The organism is Mycobacterium sp. UM_11 (assembly GCF_001414075.1).
Classification (GTDB): Bacteria; Actinomycetota; Actinomycetes; order Mycobacteriales; family Mycobacteriaceae; genus Mycobacterium.
On the sequence record NZ_LATC01000004.1, the window covers coordinates 58,593 to 78,236 of the forward strand.

20 protein-coding genes are annotated in these 19,644 nt (G+C 66.6%); 9 read left to right on the forward strand and 11 right to left on the reverse strand.

All coding sequences use genetic code 11. The features are described 5' to 3' along the window. Positions 1-161 precede the first annotated feature (161 nt). Together WU80_RS02225 and WU80_RS02230 are read right to left on the reverse strand one after the other, a co-directional pair. Complete coding sequence (locus WU80_RS02225) at positions 162-1,940, reverse strand: hypothetical protein (protein WP_055399253.1); 1,779 nt, start codon at positions 1,938-1,940, stop codon at positions 162-164. Between the two features lie 240 nt (positions 1,941-2,180). Then, positions 2,181-2,492, reverse strand: a complete 312-nt coding sequence (locus WU80_RS02230) for a hypothetical protein (RefSeq protein ID WP_055399251.1) — start codon at positions 2,490-2,492, stop codon at positions 2,181-2,183. Positions 2,493-2,647: 155 nt separating this feature from the next. Between WU80_RS02230 and WU80_RS02235 the strand changes: the two genes are divergently transcribed. Both WU80_RS02235 and WU80_RS02240 read left to right on the forward strand, forming a co-directional pair. Next, positions 2,648-3,346: a DUF899 family protein gene (locus WU80_RS02235; RefSeq protein WP_055399346.1), complete on the forward strand. Its 699-nt coding sequence runs from the start codon at positions 2,648-2,650 to the stop codon at positions 3,344-3,346. After that, on the forward strand, positions 3,343-3,819 hold the full coding sequence (locus WU80_RS02240) for an SRPBCC family protein (RefSeq protein ID WP_055399249.1): 477 nt from the start codon (positions 3,343-3,345) through the stop codon (positions 3,817-3,819). Before WU80_RS02235 ends, WU80_RS02240 begins: the two co-directional genes overlap by 4 nt. 15 nt (positions 3,820-3,834) lie before the next feature. On the opposite strand, the gene WU80_RS02245 is transcribed toward WU80_RS02240, so the two are convergent. Continuing rightward, the gene (locus tag WU80_RS02245) at positions 3,835-6,111 is read right to left on the reverse strand and encodes a bifunctional diguanylate cyclase/phosphodiesterase (protein ID WP_156349399.1); all 2,277 of its coding nucleotides are present in this window, start codon (positions 6,109-6,111) and stop codon (positions 3,835-3,837) included. Positions 6,112-6,380: 269 nt separating this feature from the next. Further along, positions 6,381-6,692: a DUF732 domain-containing protein gene (locus tag WU80_RS02250; protein WP_055399344.1), complete on the reverse strand. Its 312-nt coding sequence runs from the start codon at positions 6,690-6,692 to the stop codon at positions 6,381-6,383. A 172-nt stretch (positions 6,693-6,864) separates the two neighbouring features. Between WU80_RS02250 and WU80_RS02255 the strand changes: the two genes are divergently transcribed. Then, complete coding sequence (locus WU80_RS02255) at positions 6,865-7,452, forward strand: FKBP-type peptidyl-prolyl cis-trans isomerase (protein WP_055399245.1); 588 nt, start codon at positions 6,865-6,867, stop codon at positions 7,450-7,452. Between the two features lie 26 nt (positions 7,453-7,478). Here the strand turns inward: WU80_RS02255 and WU80_RS02260 are convergent, their stop codons facing one another. Continuing rightward, the gene (locus WU80_RS02260) at positions 7,479-7,922 is read right to left on the reverse strand and encodes a nuclear transport factor 2 family protein (protein ID WP_055399243.1); all 444 of its coding nucleotides are present in this window, start codon (positions 7,920-7,922) and stop codon (positions 7,479-7,481) included. Between the two features lie 118 nt (positions 7,923-8,040). Here WU80_RS02260 and WU80_RS02265 point away from each other — a divergent pair, with 118 nt between their 5' ends. Continuing rightward, positions 8,041-8,688, forward strand: coding sequence for a heme oxygenase (biliverdin-producing) (locus tag WU80_RS02265; protein WP_055399242.1), 648 nt, complete (start codon positions 8,041-8,043; stop codon positions 8,686-8,688). Between the two features lie 26 nt (positions 8,689-8,714). Here the strand turns inward: WU80_RS02265 and WU80_RS02270 are convergent, their stop codons facing one another. Together WU80_RS02270 and WU80_RS02275 are read right to left on the reverse strand one after the other, a co-directional pair. After that, positions 8,715-9,758: a hypothetical protein gene (locus WU80_RS02270; protein ID WP_231633719.1), complete on the reverse strand. Its 1,044-nt coding sequence runs from the start codon at positions 9,756-9,758 to the stop codon at positions 8,715-8,717. 59 nt (positions 9,759-9,817) lie between these two features. Next, complete coding sequence (locus tag WU80_RS02275) at positions 9,818-11,251, reverse strand: FAD-binding oxidoreductase (RefSeq protein ID WP_055399238.1); 1,434 nt, start codon at positions 11,249-11,251, stop codon at positions 9,818-9,820. Between the two features lie 239 nt (positions 11,252-11,490). On the opposite strand from WU80_RS02275, the gene WU80_RS02280 reads away from it, so the two are divergent. Continuing rightward, positions 11,491-12,174, forward strand: coding sequence for a GAP family protein (locus tag WU80_RS02280; RefSeq protein ID WP_055399236.1), 684 nt, complete (start codon positions 11,491-11,493; stop codon positions 12,172-12,174). A 52-nt stretch (positions 12,175-12,226) separates the two neighbouring features. After that, complete coding sequence (locus WU80_RS02285) at positions 12,227-12,997, forward strand: class I SAM-dependent methyltransferase (RefSeq protein WP_055399234.1); 771 nt, start codon at positions 12,227-12,229, stop codon at positions 12,995-12,997. Between the two features lie 11 nt (positions 12,998-13,008). Here the strand turns inward: WU80_RS02285 and WU80_RS02290 are convergent, their stop codons facing one another. Together WU80_RS02290 and WU80_RS25755 are read right to left on the reverse strand one after the other, a co-directional pair. Continuing rightward, the gene (locus WU80_RS02290) at positions 13,009-14,244 is read right to left on the reverse strand and encodes an osmoprotectant NAGGN system M42 family peptidase (RefSeq protein ID WP_156349398.1); all 1,236 of its coding nucleotides are present in this window, start codon (positions 14,242-14,244) and stop codon (positions 13,009-13,011) included. Between the two features lie 87 nt (positions 14,245-14,331). Continuing rightward, on the reverse strand, positions 14,332-14,757 hold the full coding sequence (locus tag WU80_RS25755; protein ID WP_156349397.1) for a hypothetical protein: 426 nt from the start codon (positions 14,755-14,757) through the stop codon (positions 14,332-14,334). Between the two features lie 357 nt (positions 14,758-15,114). Between WU80_RS25755 and WU80_RS02300 the strand changes: the two genes are divergently transcribed. Beyond that, complete coding sequence (locus WU80_RS02300; RefSeq protein ID WP_197281023.1) at positions 15,115-15,852, forward strand: sensor domain-containing protein; 738 nt, start codon at positions 15,115-15,117, stop codon at positions 15,850-15,852. A gap of 10 nt (positions 15,853-15,862) precedes the next feature. On the opposite strand, the gene WU80_RS02305 is transcribed toward WU80_RS02300, so the two are convergent. After that, positions 15,863-16,744, reverse strand: a complete 882-nt coding sequence (locus WU80_RS02305) for a CoA ester lyase (RefSeq protein ID WP_055399226.1) — start codon at positions 16,742-16,744, stop codon at positions 15,863-15,865. 124 nt (positions 16,745-16,868) lie between these two features. On the opposite strand from WU80_RS02305, the gene WU80_RS02310 reads away from it, so the two are divergent. After that, positions 16,869-17,792 (forward strand): class I SAM-dependent methyltransferase, encoded by a 924-nt coding sequence (locus WU80_RS02310; RefSeq protein ID WP_055399342.1) that lies wholly within the window; start codon positions 16,869-16,871, stop codon positions 17,790-17,792. An 8-nt stretch (positions 17,793-17,800) separates the two neighbouring features. Here the strand turns inward: WU80_RS02310 and zwf are convergent, their stop codons facing one another. Beyond that, positions 17,801-19,309 carry a glucose-6-phosphate dehydrogenase gene (zwf, locus tag WU80_RS02315; RefSeq protein WP_055399224.1) on the reverse strand — a complete coding sequence of 503 codons (1,509 nt, stop codon included), beginning with the start codon at positions 19,307-19,309 and terminating at the stop codon, positions 17,801-17,803. Between the two features lie 152 nt (positions 19,310-19,461). Here zwf and WU80_RS02320 point away from each other — a divergent pair, with 152 nt between their 5' ends. Next, entirely contained in the window at positions 19,462-19,644 is a 183-nt protein-coding gene (locus WU80_RS02320; protein WP_055399222.1) for a hypothetical protein, read from the forward strand.

Consider the following 19,644-nt stretch of genomic DNA (forward strand, 5'->3'; position numbering starts at 1 on the left):
TAACCGCAAAGATCGTCGTCGCGGCGATCCTCGCCCTTACCGCCGTAACAGCTTCGGGCTGCCTTCCCTCGGCCAGTGTTGGACCACCCGTAGGGGTCGCAGCCGGGTAGCGCCCCAGGTCTGACCGCGCGTCTAGTTGCGAATCAGCAACGGCGACTTGGTCATTGCTTCGGCAGGATCATTACCTCGGCCGGGATGTCCCGCAGGCTGCTCATGAACAAGTCGAGCTCGTCCGGGCCGAGGTTCTCCCCCGACAGGACGAGGTCGATCTTGGGTTTGTTCCCAGCGGTACTGACCCTGACGTCTTCCACCGGGCGGAGCGCCTCCGCGAGCGCGACAACTTTGTTGATCGCGTCCCGAGCATCGCTTGAACCTGCGCGAGACGGGGCGGTCACTTCCCCTTCGGAGTGCGGCATGCCGAGCAGACCAGGGTCTTTGAGAATCTCGGCGCCGGCTATGAGGAAATCCTCGGACCATGTCTGCCCCACCCGGCCAGACCAACCTCCAGGAGCCGACGGGCGGACACCCGAGTTGTCCGACGCGACTTGAAGCAGGGGGCCGAGAACCTCGCCGAACGTTGCGGCGTATTGCGATTCGCGATCCTCGCTGTCGGCGGACACCATCCATGGCTTCAAAACGCTCGCCAGGTCCCCATCCGCGGCGCGTTCCTGAGACGCGAGATATTGCCCGACGGCCAGCGGCGCCACTGGGCGGCTCACGACGCCGGCCCGCGCCAGGGCGGCCACGCCCGTGTCGGAGTTCCGCTGCGCTTCCACCTCGCGCAGGTCAAGTTCGAGTGACGCCACGCGGCGGTAGTCGGAAGCCACCTGTTCCAAGAAAAGCCGTGCGGTCATCGCGGGATTGGCGCGCTCCCCGGTCCGGCCGCCCGATGGCAGTAGCGGACGAGAGAAGCGATCGACCCGGTCCAACTGACCGTCCCAGGCCAGGGCCGCCGCCGACACGACACGAACCATTTCCGATTCCCGTGCGTCCTGCGCCAAAGGCCCGGCCGCCACGATGCCGCAGCGCAACCTGCGCACCTCGTCCTCGAGCGACCGCGGTTTCCGCTCCGGTGCCGTCTCCATTCCCAGGATGGTCGCGATGGCGGCGGCTAGTTCGGCCAAGCCGTCCCTGAGGAAGTCGAGTTGGTCCTGCTCGCTTTGATTGGCTTTGTCGCTCAACGAATCTGTGGCAACGCGCAGCACGACGACGCGCTCACATAAACCCAACGCCCGCATTGCCGACGCGATACCGAAGGATTCCATGTCGATGAGTACAGGCTGGGTAGTCATTCCGGAGTAAAGGGCAAGCGCCAGGGCGTATGTCCAGTCCTCCCGCGCGTAGACCGGACCGCTGGACAGTGTCTCCATCGGCACCGGTGCGATCCCCGGCGAGACCTTGATCACCTTGTCGGTGGCGAGAATGTGGGCATCGGGAAGGTCGAACCCCGACACGGAACCTGGGGCGCCCGCGGACCCGGCCCGCAGCTCAATGGCGGCGAGCGGTGCCTGCTCGTCGGGGTGCGTCCGGACGATCCACTTGTTCTTCAGCTTGACGACCTCGCCGTCGGGCGAGGCGACTACCACGCCCAATGACAGGTATGACACCCGTTCGGCTCGAAAGACCTGACCAACGAGCTTGGAGTCGACCGTTCCACAGCAGCCGTAGAAGACGTAGTAGTCGGCCCGGTTTTCGCGGGTCGATCTGCTGAGCGCGGCCGCCGCGACGACATTGCCCTGGGCGCTCAGCGGATGGTGCTCCAGCCTGGCGGTTCGCCCGTCGGACAGGCGGCCCTCCAACGATTCGTCCCCGTGTTTCACCGGCGTCCACACCGTTGCTCCGAACGCCGGCAGGTCGACGTAGAGGCGTGCGAGCAACTCCGTTACCGCGGTCGCTTCGTTCCTGGTAAAGGTAAATATCGCCACCGTGACATCCGCCACGGCGACATCGTAAGCCCGCGGGCGGGCCTTATTAGCGCGGTCGCCGAAAAGACAATTTGGGCAGCGGTCATCAGTTCCGAGTTTCCGGAATCGGAATCAATTCCGCGTGTATCGTGCGGCCAAACTTGGACCGCATGAGCCCGTGTGCCGTGGGCACCCCCACGCGGGCAACATTTCAGCCGCCGGCGCCCACGCCGGTGACCAATTCGACCGGGCCGCTTGGCGATTAGAAGTGGGCCGCTACTGGCCGGCCGGTGGACGGCACACGTTGGCGCCCGGATCCCACCACCAGCCGTTGTCGCATGCCAGCGGTTGCGGCCCCACGCCGAGAGGCCGGCATACGTTGGCGGTCGGGTCCCACCACTGGCCCGGGTCGCATGCCAACGGTTGCGGCCCCACGCCGAGAGGCCGGCAGACCTTGCCCGTCGGATCCCACCACTCCCCCTCCGCGCAATCCGCCTTGCTTACGGCCGGAATCGCGATCGTCACGGCCGCCATCGAGGCGAACGCCACCATGACGACGACTACAAGATGCCGAATGAACGTCCTCATTGTGGACCTCCCGTCGCGCTATCCATCAATCGAAACCGATTCCGGACATGCAGGTCAAGGCCGCAACCGTATTCGTCGTCATGTCTGCGATGAATTCCGGGCACTTCGCGAGTCAGACCTTCCAGACGGACAAATCGAGAGGAAAGGTGGATGCCATGTCCCCCGAACAGACGGCCCAGCCGCCGATCGTCGATCTCCAAACCTGGCGCGCCGCGCTCGACGAGCTGCGCAAGCGCGAGAAGGCCGCCACCCGTGAACTCGATGCCATCGCCGCCCAGCGCCGACGCCTGCCGATGGTGAAGTTGCCGGACTACGTCCTCATCGGCGCCGACGGGCCCATCCGCCTCGTCGACGTGTTCGACGGACGTTCGCAGCTCATCGTCTACCACCACATGTGGTCCGACGGCGCGGAGTGGCAGTGCCCCGGCTGCACGGGTTTCACGTCGCAATTCACCCGCTTGGAGTTCCTGGACAACTACGACGCCCGCTTCGTCATCGTCACCAACGGGCCGATCGAGGAAGCCCTCGCCTACAAGCACAAGGTCGGCAACCGCATGGACTGGTACTCGTCATCGCAAAGCCCATTCGGCGCCGACATGGACGCACCGCCCGGCGGCGGCTTCGGGGTCAACGTGTTCCTGCGCGACGGCGACACCGTGTACCGCACGTGGCATACGAACGGGCGGGGCACCGAGCAACTCAGCCACTCGTTCGGGCTCATCGACATCCTGCCGTGGGGCCGCCAGGAGGAATGGCTCGATTCGCCTGAAGGCTGGCCGTCGCGCCCCACATACTCAGGGTGGCTCGACTCCCCCGCCATCGCAGCCGCCTACGGACCCGAGGACAACACATGAGCGTCACCGCCGAGCGTTACGCCGTCACCCGCACCATCGCCGCGACGCCGGCCGAGATCTTCGCCGTCCTCGCCAACCCGTCGCGTCACCAGAACACCGAACCCACCGACTGGGTCCGCGAAGCGGTTGACGGCGCGCCGATCACCGGGGCGGGACAGACGTTCGCGATGAACATGTATCTCCCTGCGGCCGGCGGCGACTACGTCACGCACAATCTGGTCAACGTCTTCGAGAAGGACCGTGCCATCGGTTGGATGCCGGGCATCCTGGACGACGCGGGCAACCACACCCCCGGCGGCTGGTTCTGGCGTTACGACCTCGCCCCGAATGGCGACCGCACGGACGTCACCCTGACTTACGACTGGAGCGGCACGTCGCAGGACTTCCGCGACCGCGTTGGCCAGATGCCCATCTTCGGTGAGGACTACCTCGACGCGTCGCTGGCTGCGCTCGAGCGATCGGTCGCAAGCTGATCGGTCAAAACCCAGTCACCGCAACCCATCTCCCGCCGCGAGCGCCGAGTTCGCGGGGACTCGCGGGATCTCGGCTGCGGGTAATGGCGGACAGAAGAAGTTCCCTTGCACGGCGTCGCAACCGTAGTCCCTGAGCCGTTGGGCCGTTGCGAGGTCTTCGACGCCTTCGGCCACGCTGGCGATGCCGAACGCGGATGCCAACTCGATCACCGAGCGTGCAATGGTGGCGGCGCGGTCGTCGTGCAGGATCGGCGCGATGAAATCATGGCCGAGCTTGACTTCATCAGCCGGCAACTCGCGCAGATACGTCAAAGTGGCGTAGCCGCTGCCGAAGTCGTCAATCGCTACCCGAATGCCGTTGTCACGTAACCGGTTCAGCACTGCGCGGGCCTGCACCAGGTCGGCCACCACCAAATCCTCGGTGATCTCGATGGTGAGCGAGCTGGGAGACATGGCGAACTGGCCGAGCACGGACATGATGCGGTCCGGCAGCGCGTCCTCGTCGAGGGAGGGCGCCGCGAGATTGATCGCGACGGCGATCGCCGCGCCGGCCTCGTGCCACGCGGCGGCGTCCGCCACGGCCCGGGAAAGCACCAGATCGGTGAGCGCATGCATCAACCCGTGCGCGCGCACCAGGGGTAAGAACTCATCGGGGCCCAGCACGCCAAACCGCGGATGCTGCCAGCGCACCAGCGCCTCTACTCCGCTCACGGAGCCGGTCAACGTGCTGAATTTCGGCTGGTACAACAGGGTCAGCGTGCCGTTCTCGATGGCGCGTCGCAGTTCGCCCAGCAGTTGCAATCGGGCGATGGCCCGGTCGGATGTGGGCGTGTTGCCAAGCTGAGCGCCCATCTCGGGTGTGAACGTCTGCACATTGGTCGCGCTCCCCAGGCGGGCCCAGGAGCGCGCCGCATCCGCCTGCTTGAGTAGATCGCCGGGTGTCAGCGGCGGGAGATCTGATTCGGCCGAGGCCATGCCGATGCTCAGGCGTACGTCCAGGCGATGATGGTCGATGTCGACGGGCTCCTCGAACGATCGCGCCACCCCGTTGGCGACCTGTATCGCCACGTCCGGACGGTCTTCGACCAAGATGGCGAATTCGTCACCGCTCATCCGCGCAATGGTGTGGCTGTCATCGACGTTGTGCTGGATCCGCTCGCCGACGCCGCGGAGCAGTTCGTCGCCCACGTCATAACCGAGCGTGTCGTTGACGAGCTTGAAATCGTCGACGCTCACCGTGAGTACGTTGACCGGCACGCTGTGCTGAACGTGTAGGCGCAGGGCGTGCGCCAACCGATCGTCGAAAAGCCGGTGATTCGCCAACCCGGTCAGCGGGTCGCGCAGGCTGGCATCGGATACCGCGGCAAGTAGCCGTTGCTTTCGCTCCAGCAGCAGTATGTGGCGGACCAGGGTGGTGACGAACAGCACCACACAAACCGAGAAGACGAACGCCTCACCCCGGTAAGCTGGCCAAAAGTGCACGGTGCCAACGACAATCGCCAGCATCACCGGAAGATAGGGCAGCCACAGCGACGCCCTGGACGAGGGCCGCGAAAATCCCAGATCGGGTTCGGGCCCCGGCCGAGAAGTGATTCCGGACAGCGCGACGAAGTACATGCCACCGGCCCACCCGAGGACGACGAGGTCATTGGGCCCCCGGTCGACGGAATCCCTGGCGACGTGCACCAGGCCGGCCAGCGCAATGAGGCCCCAGCCCAACATCATCAGCGTCGGGGAGAGCTTGCGGCCCGCCTCGGCCTTTTTGACAACGATGAATGTCAACGCAACGAGTCCGACGTACACGCCCGCGGCGGTGGCCAACAACACCCGCGGAACGGTCAGCGTCGTCTGCGATGCCTGCGCCGCGGGATCCAGCGGCAGAAGAATGAGTACGACCAACAGGGACGCGGTGATGAGGAGGCCGTCAACGAGCAGGCCGATCCCGAACCGGGCGTCGTCCCTACTGGGAATCGCGGCCGCGGTGGCCAACGCGCAGAGCGGCAAAATGAGGAACCCCAAGTTCGCCGCCGAGAGGTCCGATACCGGAAGTTCGCCTGCCAGCGCGACGTAACACCACACCGCTTGGCCCGCAGTCCAGCCGACCAAACCGGTGGACAGGACGGTCCACGCGAGGCGTTGCCGCCCCCGCGACCCGCGGGCGGCATAGACCGAACACGTGGTGGCGAACACGCCGGCAAGCAGAGAGCCCGCCGGCGCGAGTACCGCGCGGCCCGGGGCAGCCTTCCAGCCCAACAACGCCACCGCGAACGCGACGAGACCGACGGTTGCCAACACGACCACCACTTGTCGGCTTCGTGTCAGTGACAACAATTTCCCTTAATCTGTCGGGTGCGGCCCGCAAGCAGGATAAGGCACGCAGCAAGGTAGTTGAGAGAATTTACTCAGCCGTTTCTCGGTCGCCATGAGTTTTCTGGTCGCGCCGAATGCTGCACCGCCTCAGGGAGCGACTGGGCCCCGCAATGGGTCTAATTGCGTTGCACCTGCGGTGCATTCGATGCAGCGGCGCGCCGACACAGCGCCATCGGGCGAGTGCCGGGATGTCACGTGCACAGCGAAGGGGCGTCGCACACGTTGCCGGGGCAGTAGATCGAGTGCGCGGCGTCGACCATGGTTCCGACGTCCAACAACGTGACGCCCCGCGCGTTCAGGTGCGCGTGAACGTCGTCGGCGATCTGTTGTGGCGTCCAACCCCAGGTCAGGTCGTAGCAGATGAGGTGCGCCTCCCCGATGAGCGCCTCTTGCGTCTGCGGCGGCCAGCTGAGGCCGACGGCGCGCAGTTGAGCGAGGTATGCGTCGTCTTGGGGCGTGGCGGCGGCAATGGCCGCGCTACTGACCAAGCCGGCGCCGGCGATCATGGGTGCGGTAAGTGCCGCCAGCCAACGAGGTGAAGGCATGCGATTCACTCCCTTTCTGCGATGCCCCCCAATTTCTTGCGGACTCAACCACGTCGAAGAATAGCCAAAGTCCTCGGCGTCGGCTCGCGGTAATCGGATTGCGCTCCCCGCGGCGGCCAAGGGCCAGCCGATGGCGGGGGTGCGGTTTGGCTGTAGCGTGACGGCCGTGAAGTCCTCCCTGGTGTATTCCTCCGTCGCCGCCTGCGTTGCGGCGACCGTCCTGGCTATCGCCGCGTCGAGCAACGCAACCGCAGCCGGCTCGTGCCCGACCGCGCAGGCCCCGGCCGGTGGCACGCCCGACTGGACGTTGGCCGGCACCACCGGCAGCGTCGCGGTCACCGGGTCCACGGATACGACGGCTCCGCGCGTCGACGTCACCGCGCCGTTCGGCGTGACCCAGACGCAGGTGCATACGCTGCACGCCGGGAACGGGCCGGTGGTTCCCGCCGCGGCCCGGGTCTCGGTCTGCTACATGGGTGTCAATGGGCGTGACGGGTCGGTGTTCGACAACAGCTACGAACGCGGCGCCCCCGTCGACTTCCCGCTCACCGGAGTCGTGCCGGGCTTCCAGAAGGCCATCGCGGGACAAAACGTCGGATCGACCGTCGGCGTCGCGATGACTTCCGCGGACGGCTACCCCAACGGTCAGCCGAGCGCTGGGATCCGGCCGGGTGACTCGCTCGTGTTCGCGATCAAGATCCTCAGCGCGTCGAGCTAGCCGGAAGGCGCCAAATCGCTTGTCGCTCAACCGTTCAGCGGCGCAAACATCAGCGCGGGGTCGATCCCGAGTTGCTGTGCGACGTGGGACGCGTCCCAATACTCGCGCCAGTAACTGATCGCGCCGTCGCGCACTCCGAAGAACGCCGTGACGTAGAACGTCACGGCGACGCCGTTCATGGCGTTCACGTCGACGCGCTCGACGACGACGGTGTCACCGTCGGAAACGATGGTGCGGATCTCGCTGCCCTCGACCATCCCCGTCGAAAGCGTGTTGTGCTTCTCGAGTTCCGCGCGCGCCGCGTCGCGCCCGCGAACGACGGGTGAAAGCGGCACGTGGAGCTGCCAAACGAAGTCGTCGGCCATGAGCGCCGTCATCGCGTCGATATCCATGCTCTCGCCGTAAGCGGAATGGATAAAATCGACGACGATCTTTTCGTTGTCGTTCTTGGTTGCAACGCTTTTCGCCATCTGGTCGTCCTTCGAAGGTCATTGCGGTTCGCTATTCGTCGAACTGTAGATGGCCGCCGTTGGAATAGGCGCCGATATACGAATCGCTTAGCGCGGGCCCATGTAATCTGACCAGGACATGCCCCCAACCGCAGCCGCAACCCGCCGCCGCTTGTCGGCCGCGATGAAGGCGGGGTCGGCGGCGGAGCACACCGCCGCCGAACAGAGCGCGTTCGTCGCCGAACTACTCGCCGGCCGCGTCACCGCTCGCGGCTACTCCGAATACTTGCTGCGCCTGCGTGTGGTCTACGCCGCGCTCGAGGACGCCATCCGGGCCCGCCGCGAGGATCCCATGGTCGCCGCCGTGTACGACCCGACTTTGCAGCGTTCGGCCGCGATCGACGCCGACCTGGAGCACTGGCGACCCGGCGCCCCGCGGGAGGTCGACTCGCCAGCGGCCACGGCATACCGGGACCGGATCGCCGCCCTGACGTGGGGTGGCGCGCTGCTGGCCCACCACTACACGCGCTATCTCGGCGACCTGTCCGGCGGGCGGATCATCCGCAAGGCGCTAGATCGCACGTTTGACCTGCGCGGCGCCGGGCTCGCGTTCTACGAATTTCCCGTGCGGCCCAAGCCGTACAAGGACGCCTACCGGGCGCGGATCGATGCGCTGCCCACCGGCGCGGACGACATCGAGCGGATAGTCGACGAGGTCAAATTGGCCTTCGGCTTCAATCGCGCGTTACTCGACGAACTCGAAGGCCACATCCCGACGTCGCCTTGACTCTTGGTCACTCGCGCGGCGGCGGCCTAGATGGGCCCCGGCAGCTCGCCGAGTTCGGTCAGTTCCGCGTGGACTGAACCGATGGCCGCGCGATATTGGTCATCAGTCAGCGTTTTGTTGTAGTAGCGGTTCATGCGCAGCTGGTATTGCAGATCCCGCAATTGGCGGATGCGGTCCAGCTTGGCGGTGTCGGTTGCCGAAAATGTCAATTGCTCGGCGGTGATGCGGCCGGCCATGACTTGTTCGATGGGTGCGAGCCGGTAGCCGCAGCCTTCGAGGTACTCGAAGTACGGCTTGAGGTAGGGGCGGTCCCCAGCTCGCCAGTTGCCGTGGACGGCGTTCCACTCAAACGCGGCGAGCACCATGGCCAGGGTCACCATGGCCGGTCGGGCGTCGAAATCACCTGAAGATTCTAAGTTTTCGTATCGCGCCTCATCGGTCATCAACAGCTGGGCGGCCACATCCAGGCTGGCGGGGCAGTGCCGATCGGCCAAGTAGTGGAAGTTCCGGGCGATGAAGATCTCGGTCCCGGGCGGTGGCGCGGTCCGCGCGAGGACATTGGTGCGAATCCAGTCCCGCCGGGCTGTCGCGATCGCGCCCGCCCGTCGATTCAGCTCGTGCACCAGGGTCCAGTCCGTGTTGGCCTCTGCGGCGGCTTCGGATTGCAGCTTGGTCGGGTGGGCGCCGGTGTAAGTGGGCCCGGCGATCACTTCGCTGCGCGTCAGTGGGCGTGCCATGTCCCAGGTCAGGTAGCGGACATACACCTCAAGGTCCGGTACCTTCGCCCAGCGGGCCAGCTCGCCCAATGTTGTCTTACCGGGCATTAGCCTGCAGATGTGCGGTTCTTGGTTCAGGTCGTCGCGCGTGTAGATCGCGCCGAGGTCGCGTCGGCGGGCTACGTCTTCGGTGTTGACGTCCGCAACCCAGCCGGCCGCTCCGGCGATTCCGGGAACGTAGTGGGTAATTTCAACCAGCAGGTCGTCGACGGTGGCCGAATCGGGGAAGACCCAAAACTCTCGATGGGACTCGACGTCGTCGCCCATCGCGACGCTGCTGCGATTGAGCGTCACCTTTATCGGGTTCGTCATGGTCGGGATTATGTCCCGACGTCAGACGCAGGCGCCATTCACTACAGATTCAGCCCGGAGAACATGATTCGGCTGGGATCGTACTTCTGCCGCACGGCGGCCAGCCGCGACAGGTTCGAGCTGAAATACCTCGAGGCGGGTTGGTTCGCCTCGATGTAGTTCACGTATCCCCCCACCGAGTGCCCTTGCACGGCCTGGTGCGCGGTGTTGAGCCAGTTCGTCGCCGCCCCCGCGTCACCGGTCTCCACGTACCACTGCACCAACGCATACTGCCGGCGCCACGGGAAGGCGGTCGCCCCCGGCGCCACATCGGCGAGGGCGCCGTCGAGCGCATGCATGATCGCCAGCATGCGGCCCGCTCCACGGGGAAAGGCGTTGACGGCCTGGGCGATCCCCTGCGCGGTGGCCGCGTCGACGACGGGCAGCACGTCGGACCCGCCGACGTATCCGAGCGGTGCCGGGTTGAGGTTCCCCACGGCCAGATACCGCACCAGGTCCAGGTAGTTGAACGTGTGGTTCTCGGTCCCCGTCGGTTGCACGCCAACGGCTTTGGTGATGTTGGCCCCTACGCTGGCGCCCGACCCGACCGGGCAGGTGGCCATGATGCGGCAGTGCGTTCCCATCGGCTCCACGGTGGCGTCCGCCAACGCCCAGCTGTTCCGGTCGGCGGTGCGCAACCAGTTCTGCCAGCCAACCAACACCTGCGCCAACGCCTCCGGCGGGAAATTGAGGTTCACCACGTCGAGATCGGTGGTCGGGAACGTGGCGAAGGTCAGCGAGGTGGTCACGCCGAAGTTTCCGCCGCCGCCACCGCGCAACGCCCAGAACAGGTCCGGGTTGCTGGCGTTGGAGGCGGTCACCGCCTGCCCGCCGGGCAGCACGACCGAAGCCGACACCAGTTGGTCACAGAGCAGGCCCGCGTGGCGGGAGTTGGCCCCCAATCCCCCGCCCAGCGCGTGCCCTGACGCGCCGACCGACGGGCAGGTGCCCGTCGGGATGCCCCGGCCCGCGCCGGCCAGCGTCTGATGCATCGCATACAAGCTGGTCGCGGGCGCCACGGTGATGTTTCCGGTGGCGGCGTCGTAATTGATGCCCCCCGGCAGCTGGCGGAGGTCGAGCACCATGACGCCGTTCGCGGTCGAGGCGCCGATGTAGGAGTGCCCGCCGCTGCGCGGCGCCACCTTCAGGTTGTGGGCGGCGGCGAACGCCATGGCCTTCTGCACGTCCGCGGGCGACGTCGGGGTGACGATCGCGGCGGGCGTCGAGCCGTTGAAGTTGGTGTTGAACACCTGCTTGGCCGAACCGTAACCGCCGTTGTCGGGCAGCAGCACCTGCCCGCCGATCGCGGTGGACAGCCCCTCCCAGCCGGTGGGGTTGGGGGCGGCGGTGGCCCGCGCCGAGTCGAACACGGTGCCGGCGGCCAAGGCTCCGGCGGCGCCCCGCAGGAACGTCTGGCGGGACATCTCACGCGCCATCGCCGGGCTCCCGCGTCTGCCTCATGTCCGCATTGTCAAACGGGCGACAACGAAACCCGCGGTGCCCCATGCCCTGTGACCGGATCGAAACCGATACGAGCCGCCGCGGTGATGCGCTCCGCGGGACACGTCGACGCCTCGAACAGACACGCCACGTTCCGCCTCGTATTGTCTGCAGCATGGTCGCCGCATCCACGTCCACTCTCGGCGAGTTCACGCGGTAGGCGGGGTCGGGGCGCGTGGGTGCTCTTTTGGTGGCGCTTGCCGGCCTGGCGTTGCTCGATTCGTTGAACGTGCTCAATGTGGGCGTGGTATCCGCGGTCATCTTCGACAGCCGGTTGAGCCGGCGATCACCGATTCCGGGCGCGCTGAGCTACGTCGCGGGCGTGTTCGCCGTGACGACCACCTTCGGGCTTTGCACCGTGCTGGGTCTCAGCTTCTTGACCCATGTCGTCGGGTTTCACGTGACACCGGCCATCCGTTTCTGGGGCGAGCTGGTGCTCGGCCTGGTGCTGACCTGCCTGGCCTACTTTCCGTTGACCGCCCAATCAGCGGCTCCCGGTTGGGCATTGGCGGCGATGCGCGAGCGTCCCTGGCTGCTCGGTTTCCTCGGGCTGGCGGTCGGTAGTGGCCAGGCGCCCACGGCGATTCCCTATCTCACCGGCTTGGCCATGCTCGCCGCCCTGCATCCGCGGCCGCCGCTGTGGCCATTGGTCATCGTCGTCTATTGGGCGATCGCGCTTTCCCCGCCGCTATTGATCCTTGCCCTCTCGATGAGGAAGACCATGCGAGCCAAGCGCATTCAGCGTCGGCTGGTCCGCGCCCTCACCCGCTACGGCCCGATATCCGTGCGGCTGCTTTTCCTGGTCTTCGGAATCGGGCTGATGGCCGATGCGCTGGTCAATCACAGCGCGCTGTGGTGAGGCACAACCCTTTCTCACGTCTTGCCCAGCGAACCGGATTACCTTGGCGGATATGACCGATCGCCACGAACGCGCGCTGTCCTTCGGCTCGATTGCGGAGGACTACGACGGTTTCCGCCCGAGGCCTCCACAAGACGCGGTGGATTGGCTGCTGCCGACCCGGTGCGAGGTGGCAGTCGACCTGGGTGCGGGCACCGGGCTGTTCACCCGGGCGCTGCTCGGCAGGGCGACCGAGGTGATCGCCGTGGAACCCGACGCGCGCATGCGTGCGGTGTTCACCGGGCGGTCGCCCGAGGTGCGGGCCGTCGAGGGCACGGGTGAGTCGATCCCGCTCGAGGACGCGGCCGTCGACGCGGTGTTCGTCTCCTCCGCCTGGCACTGGATGGATCCTGAGCGCGCCGTCCCCGAGATCGGCCGGGTGCTGCGCGACAACGGGCGGTTCGGCCTGATTTGGACCAGTCGAGACCGTGAGGTGGATTGGGTCCGCGAACTGGACCTGCTTCCGGGCGAAGACACGCCCGATGCGGAATCCCCCGACCGCTTCCGCCGGCGCCACGAGAACGTCGTGCTTCCCGACCCGCAGATATTCCACAACGTTTCCCGCGAGACGTTCACGTTTGTGCGGGCCATGACCATCGACGATGTCGTCGCGATGGTCGGCACGTACAGCAGGGTGATCATCGCGTCCCCGGACGAGCGCGCCGCCCGACTGGCCAATGCCCGCGCCGCGTTGACCGAGCGCTTTTCCGGTGCGGAAGCGATCGACGTCCCGATGAAGTCCCGGTGCTGGCGCGCAGACCGGATGCCCCGCGGCGGCCGGTAGGCGTTAGCCGCTCAGGACTGCGGACCCTCCGACGGCGGCCAGACCGAACCCGGCGAGGCCTCGCCGGGCGAATCGTGTTCCCCACGGGCCAAAGGCACCCACCGCTCGCTGGGCGCGGGCTGCTTGGACGACGGGAAGTCCCGCAGCTTGCCCGACGGCTTGGCATCCCATTTGGCGAACGTCAGCGGAGTCTGCAGCCAGGCGTGCAGCAGGCAGTACGCCGCCTGCAGCGAATCCAGGTGGGTGCGCTCCCAGCCGTGGCTGCCGTCGAGCCCAAACCCGACAAGCGCTGCGCGTGTTCCCGCGCCCGCCTCGATCGCCGCGGCGGCGTCGGAGCGGTAGAACCGGAACACATCTCGCGCGCACGGGACGCCCTGCTCCTCGGCGAGCTTGCACAGCTTCCGGGTCAGGTGATAGTCGAACGGCCCGTGCAGATCGGCCATCGGGATGGTCACGCCGTCCTCGATGGAGTGCTGGCCCGGTGCGCACACCGCGTTGTCCACCGAGACCAACTCCGCGACGTCGGCGGGCAATCCGTGGCTGGCGCCGTGGCCAACCTCCTCGGTGATGGTGATCATGACCATGGTGCGGTGCGGCAGCACGATTTTCTGCTCGGCGAAGTTCTTGGCGAGCGCGAGCGCGATTGCGACGCCGGCCTTTCCATCAAGGTGCCGGGAGACGATGTAGCCGTCGGCGGTGAGTTCCGGGCTGGCGATGAACGCGACGAAGTCGCCGACCTGTAGGCCGAGGCGGATCAGGTCCTCCCGCGAGGACACCTTGCGGTCGACGCGGACCTCGACGTGTTCCCAGTCGGTGGGCTGCAGGTCGATCTCGTCGCCGAATGCGTGCCCGCTCGCCTTAAGCGGCAGGACGGTGCCCGTGATGAATTCGTCGGGGTCGTCGGAGAAGATGCGCACGCGGGCGCCGGCGGCGAACCGCGCCGAGAAGGTGCCGACCGGAATCACCTCGAGGCGGCCGTTGTCCTTGAGCCGGCGCACCATGCAACCGATCGTGTCGGCGTGCACCACGATCGCGCGGTCGATGGCCGCCGACTCTCCGGGGAGTTCGGCGGTCAGCGCCCCGCGCCGAGTCAGCTCGAACGGCACGCCGAAGCCATCAAAGATGTCGCCGATGAGCTGCATCACCGCGTCCGTCCGCCCCGCCGGACTCGGCGTTTGGAGCAGCGCGAGCAGCGTGTCGACCATCCATGTGCGGTCGGCTTCGGACATGGCCGCGCTTGTGCGCACGGTCCCTCCTCTCGAATCACCAGGGACCGGACCAACCTACCGCGTGGCCACCGTTGATCCACCCGCCCGGGCCAAATGCCCGCGTGCTCAGGGATTCACGTTGGGGCAGACCTGTTTGATCCAACCGGTGATCTGGTCCCTGTTGGCGTTCAGGTCGGGATCGTCGGGCCGCGCACCGCCGGTGGTGACGAAGTGCTCGATCGCGGCCTTCACGTTGTCGGGCGGGCCGTACTTCTCCAGCGTGTCGGCGTACTTGCGTGCCTTCTCGGGGTTATTGGCCACCATCAAGTTGTCTTTGGCGAACGAAATGTCCAGGCAGGTGGACTGATCCAACGGACCGCCTTGCGCGGCGGACGGCGACGGCGTCGTCGTCGACGGCGGCGGTGGGGACTGCGAACTCGAGGTCGGCGACGGGCTGGACGATGAATCCGAGGACGATGCGCCGTTCGAGCAACCCGCCGTGACGATCGCGATGGCGACGATCCCTGCACTCGTGATTCGGTCTAGCCTCATCGGAAGCTCCTCTGCTTCTTCAGGTGGTGTTTGCTGCATGCACCTTATCGGCAACTTGCCTCGCGCCGCCCTGCGAACAGTCCGAATCCGCATCGAGCGGCGTGCGGCGGCTCTGTTCGCGGTCGCGTACCGCCCGCTTTTGTTGCCCTGGGAAACCCTTGATCTGCGAATGTTTCACGATTGCCGGGCATCGCACGGGTGTCGTGGGCCACTCGGCGAGTCGCCGGCTTCCCCCAACCGCGCGGCTCACCCGACGGTTGCTGCAAAACTTCGCGGTGAACCGCGCGATTTGCTGCCACAGCGGTTATGCTTCCGTCCGGCTTCCGGCAGCGGATGCAATCACGAAGGGTGAGCAACATGCGCCAATTACCAGTCGCCGTCGCCTCCATCGCCGTCCTAGTCGCCGCATGCGGGGGCGGCAAAGAAAGCGGCTCCGGCTCGTCGACGACCTCGACGGCGCCCCCGGTCGCGCAGGCCGCCCTGTCGGGCTTGCTGCTCAGCTCGGCCGACCTCGACGCCGCGCTGGGCGTGACCGGATCGAAGAGCAAGGAAAAGAGCGACAAGCTCAAGGACGACGCCGCCAAGCAGCCGTGGCCCGCGGGCTGGAAATTCCCCGACGACTGCGTCTACGCGTTCGGCCCGGGGCAGGCTCCCGTGTATGCCGGCAGCGGCTATACCGCGGTCAGCGGTGACGACGAGGTCGCTTCCCTGCCCCCCAATTCGAACGAACCGGACCCCGAGGTCGAACAGGTGCTGGTGTTGTTCCCGACCGCGAAGGAGGCCGGCGCCTTCTTCGCCCAGTCGGCCCAGCGCTGGCCCGCCTGCGCCAACCGGCAATTCACCACGCCGGCCGGGCAGGACACCCCCGAGACGGGTTGGCAGGTGGGACCGGTCACCAACTCAAACGGAACGTTGAGCACCACCCTGACCATGACGATGCGCGACAACGGCAACGTGCTGCTCACGATTACCGCCCAGCGGGCGCTGACGGTGCGCAACAACGTTGCGATCGATGTCAGCGCGCTCCGCAAGGACCCGACGGACTCCGCCGTCAAGCTCGCCGGTCAGCTCGCCGGCAGAGTCGACAAGCAGTGAGCGATATCGCCTAGGAGGCGGACGCCAATTCCGCGATGAGATCCGCGAGGGCGAGGATCCGTTCCGCGTTGCGGACGTGCAGGCTTTCGATCATGCGACCGTCCACCGTGATGACGCTGGTCCCCGCGGCGCGGGCCTCTTCGTAGGCCGCGACCACCTTGCGGGCGTCGGCGACGTCTTGCTGCGACGGACCGAACAGGTCGTTGGCCGGGCCGATCTGGGATGGATGGATCAAAGTCTTGCCGTCGAAACCCATTTCGCGGCCCTGCCGCGCTTCCGCCTGGAAGCCGTCTTTGTCTGTGATGTCGTTGAAGACCCCGTCCAGGATCACCTTGCCGGCTGCCCTGGCCCCCAGCACCGCCAACGACAACGCGGCCAGCACCGGCGCTCGGCCAGGCACGTGTAAACCGTGCAGGTCGTTCACCAGGTCGTTGGTGCCGACCACCAACGCGGCCAACCGGTCACTGGCCGAGGCGATCTCCTCGGCCCTCAGGAAGGACCTCGGCGTTTCGATCATCACCCACACCCGCAACGACTCCGGCGCACCGAGCCCGTCGAGCGCGGCGGCCAGGGCCCGAACCTGCTCGCCCGACTCGACTTTCGGGACCAACACTCCGTGGGCGGCCGAACCGGCCACCGCCGCCAAGTCCGCGTCGTGCCACTCGGTGTCCAGGCCGTTGATGCGCACCACGACCTCGCGGGGCCGGTAGCCATCCGCCGCGATCGCGTCGCAGACGGCGGCCCTGGCGTCGGCTTTGGCGTCGGGCCCGACCGCATCCTCGAGGTCGAGAATCACCACGTCCGCGGGCAACGACTTTCCCTTCTCCAACGCTCGCGGCTTGTTGCCGGGCAGGTAGAGGGCGGAGCGTCGCGGGCGCAGGGTCGGTGCCAAGTGAATCGCTTCCTGTCGTCTAGCAGAGCGGGCGCGTGGTGCGCGGCATAGGCAGAAAGTACCCTTCGGTCTTGGCGGTGTGGTCGCGCAGGCGATCGGCGGCGAAACAGGAGGGAGCGAGAAAGTGTCATCACTTGGTTCTGCGCGCACCGAGGGCGACAGCTGGGATTTGGCGTCCAGCGTGGGGGCGACCGCGACCATGGTCGCCGCGTCCCGAGCGCTGGCCTCCCGCGGGCCGGACCCGCTGCTCGACGACCGGTTCGCCGAGCCGTTGGTTCGCGCGGTCGGGCACCCCTTCTTCGTCCGCATGCTGGACGGCCAGATCCCGCTCGACAGCGACGACATGCCCCTGACCGTGCAGCAACGCCGCGAGCAGATCGCCGTGCGCACCAAGTTTTTCGACGACTTCCTCACGTCCGCGACCAGCACCGGGATCCGCCAGGCTGTCATCTTGGCCGCCGGCCTTGACGCCCGGGCCTACCGGTTGGACTGGACCGCGGGCACGGTGGTTTACGAGGTGGATCAGCCCGAGGTCATCGCCTTCAAGGGCGACACACTGGCCCGGATGGGTGCCGAACCGACCGCCGAACGCCGGACCGTGGGCATAGACCTGCGTGAGGATTGGCCAACCGCATTGCGGGACAAGGGCTTTGATACCGCAGCGCCCACGGCGTGGATCGCCGAAGGCCTGTTGCCCTACCTGCCGCCGCAGGCCCAGGACCGGCTGCTGGACAGCATTACCGCGCTCAGCGCGCCGGGCAGCCGGCTGGCCACCGAGAACATCACCGACATGGGCGTGTTCAGCGACGAGCGCGCGCGGGCGATGCGCACGGCGTGGCGCAAGCACGGACTCGACATCGATGTCGCCGAACTGGTGTGGCAGGGGGAACGCCAGCCCGCCGGAGAGCACCTGGCCGCCACCGGGTGGGCCGTCACCCGCTACCCCACCGAGGAGCTATACGCCGATTACGGCTTCGTCGTCCCCGACAACGAGATTCTTCGGCAGTTCCGGCACGCCATCACCTACGTCAGCGCCAAACTCGGCTGAGCGCGCCCTCAGCCGTCGTTGGGTTTGGCCTCGCGCCACTCCCGCTCGAACGGCAACCGCCACGCGTTGGGGGCGATCAACTGATGAATGGCGTTGGGTCCCCAGGTGCCCGGCTGATACAGCTTCGCCGGCGGCGGGTCGTCGAGCAGGTCCTGCGAACGCTCCCATAGCGATTCGATGCCCTCCGCGGTGTTGAACAGGGTGTGATCGCCGCGCATCGCATCGAGGATGAGCCGCTCGTACGCCTCCAGCACGTCCACCACGGTGTCGATCTCCTGCGAGGAGAACTGCATGGACAGCTTGTCCAGCTTCATGCCCGGTCCGGGCCGCTTGCCGTAGAAGGACAACGAGACTTTCGAGTTGTCGGCGAGGTCGAAGGTGAGGTGGTCGGGCCCCTGGGTGCCCACCCCCGAGCCGGGCGGAAACATCGTCCGCGGGGCCTCTTTGAAGGCGATCGAGATGATGCGGATGCCCTCGGCCATCTTCTTGCCGGTGCGAAGGTAGATGGGCACGCCCGCCCACCGCCAGTTGTCGATGCCGACCTTGAGAGCGATGAACGTCTCGGTGTCGGAATCCTTCGCCACGCCCTTCTCGTCGCGGTAGCCGATGTACTGCCCGCGCACCACGTTCGAGGGCTTCACCGGCAGCATCGACCGGAACACCTTGTTCTTTTCTTCACTGATCGCGAAGGGCTCGAGCGCCGTCGGTGGCTCCATGACGACGAACGCCATCACCTGGAACAGGTGGGTCACCACCATGTCCTTGTAGGCGCCCGTTTCCTCGTAGAAGTTCGCCCGCTCATCCAGGCCCAGCGCCTCGGGGATGTCGATCTGAATGTGGTCGATGAAGTTGCGGTTCCAGATCGGCTCGAACAGGCCGTTGGCGAAGCGGAACGCCAGGATGTTCTGCGCGGCCTCCTTGCCCAGGAAGTGGTCGATGCGGAAAATCTGGGATTCCTCGAAGGTTTCGTGCACGAAGTCGTTGAGCGCCACCGCGCTGGCCAGGTCGGTTCCGAACGGCTTCTCCATCACCACGCGCGAGCGCTCGACGAGCTTGGCGTCCCGCAGCATGGTGATGACTTCGCGCGCGGCCTTCGGCGGCACCGACAGGTAATGCAACCGCCTGACGTTGGGACCCAGGTTGGCTTCGGCTTCGGAAACCGCCTCGGCCAGCGCCTCCGGTCCCTCGCCCTGCGGAACGTAGGTGATGATCTTGGCGAAGTTGGCCCACTGCTCGGACGTGAGCTTGTGGCTGCCGAACGAATCGATCGCGTCCTTAGCGATCTCGCGGAAGTCGTCGTCACTCAGGTCTTCCAGCGACGTCGCGACGATCTGGATGTCGGGCGCGAGTTCGGACTGGTCCAGGTACGCCAGCCCGGGGAGCAACTTGCGTTTCGCCAGATCTCCCGTCGCGCCGAACAGGACGATGACATGGGGGTCCAGCGGGTCGGTGTCGTGGCGGCGCCGCCGTTGATCCGGCGCCGGGTAAGAGATGGTCTGCGGTTTCTTGTCTGCCACTCTTGCGATACTTCCACCGACGCGGCGCAATGTCGCGTCCGTCACGTCTAGCTCGGACAACTTGGCCCTTTGCCGCCACCAACCAACGATTTCGGTTACCGCGCGGCTGACGGGGTACTGGGTACCGACGGGGCGGTACCCAACCAGAGTCGATGGAAAGCGATATGACGAATCCCGACAAAGACCTACGCGGGCACTCTCAGGAGCTGGAGGACATCGTCGACCAGCTCGAGGAAAAGGTCGCCGACGACCGGGAGGCTGAAGGGGTGGCCGGCAAGCCCAGCGACCGGGAACGCACCCCCACCCGCGGCACCGGCGACGAACCGCCCGACTAG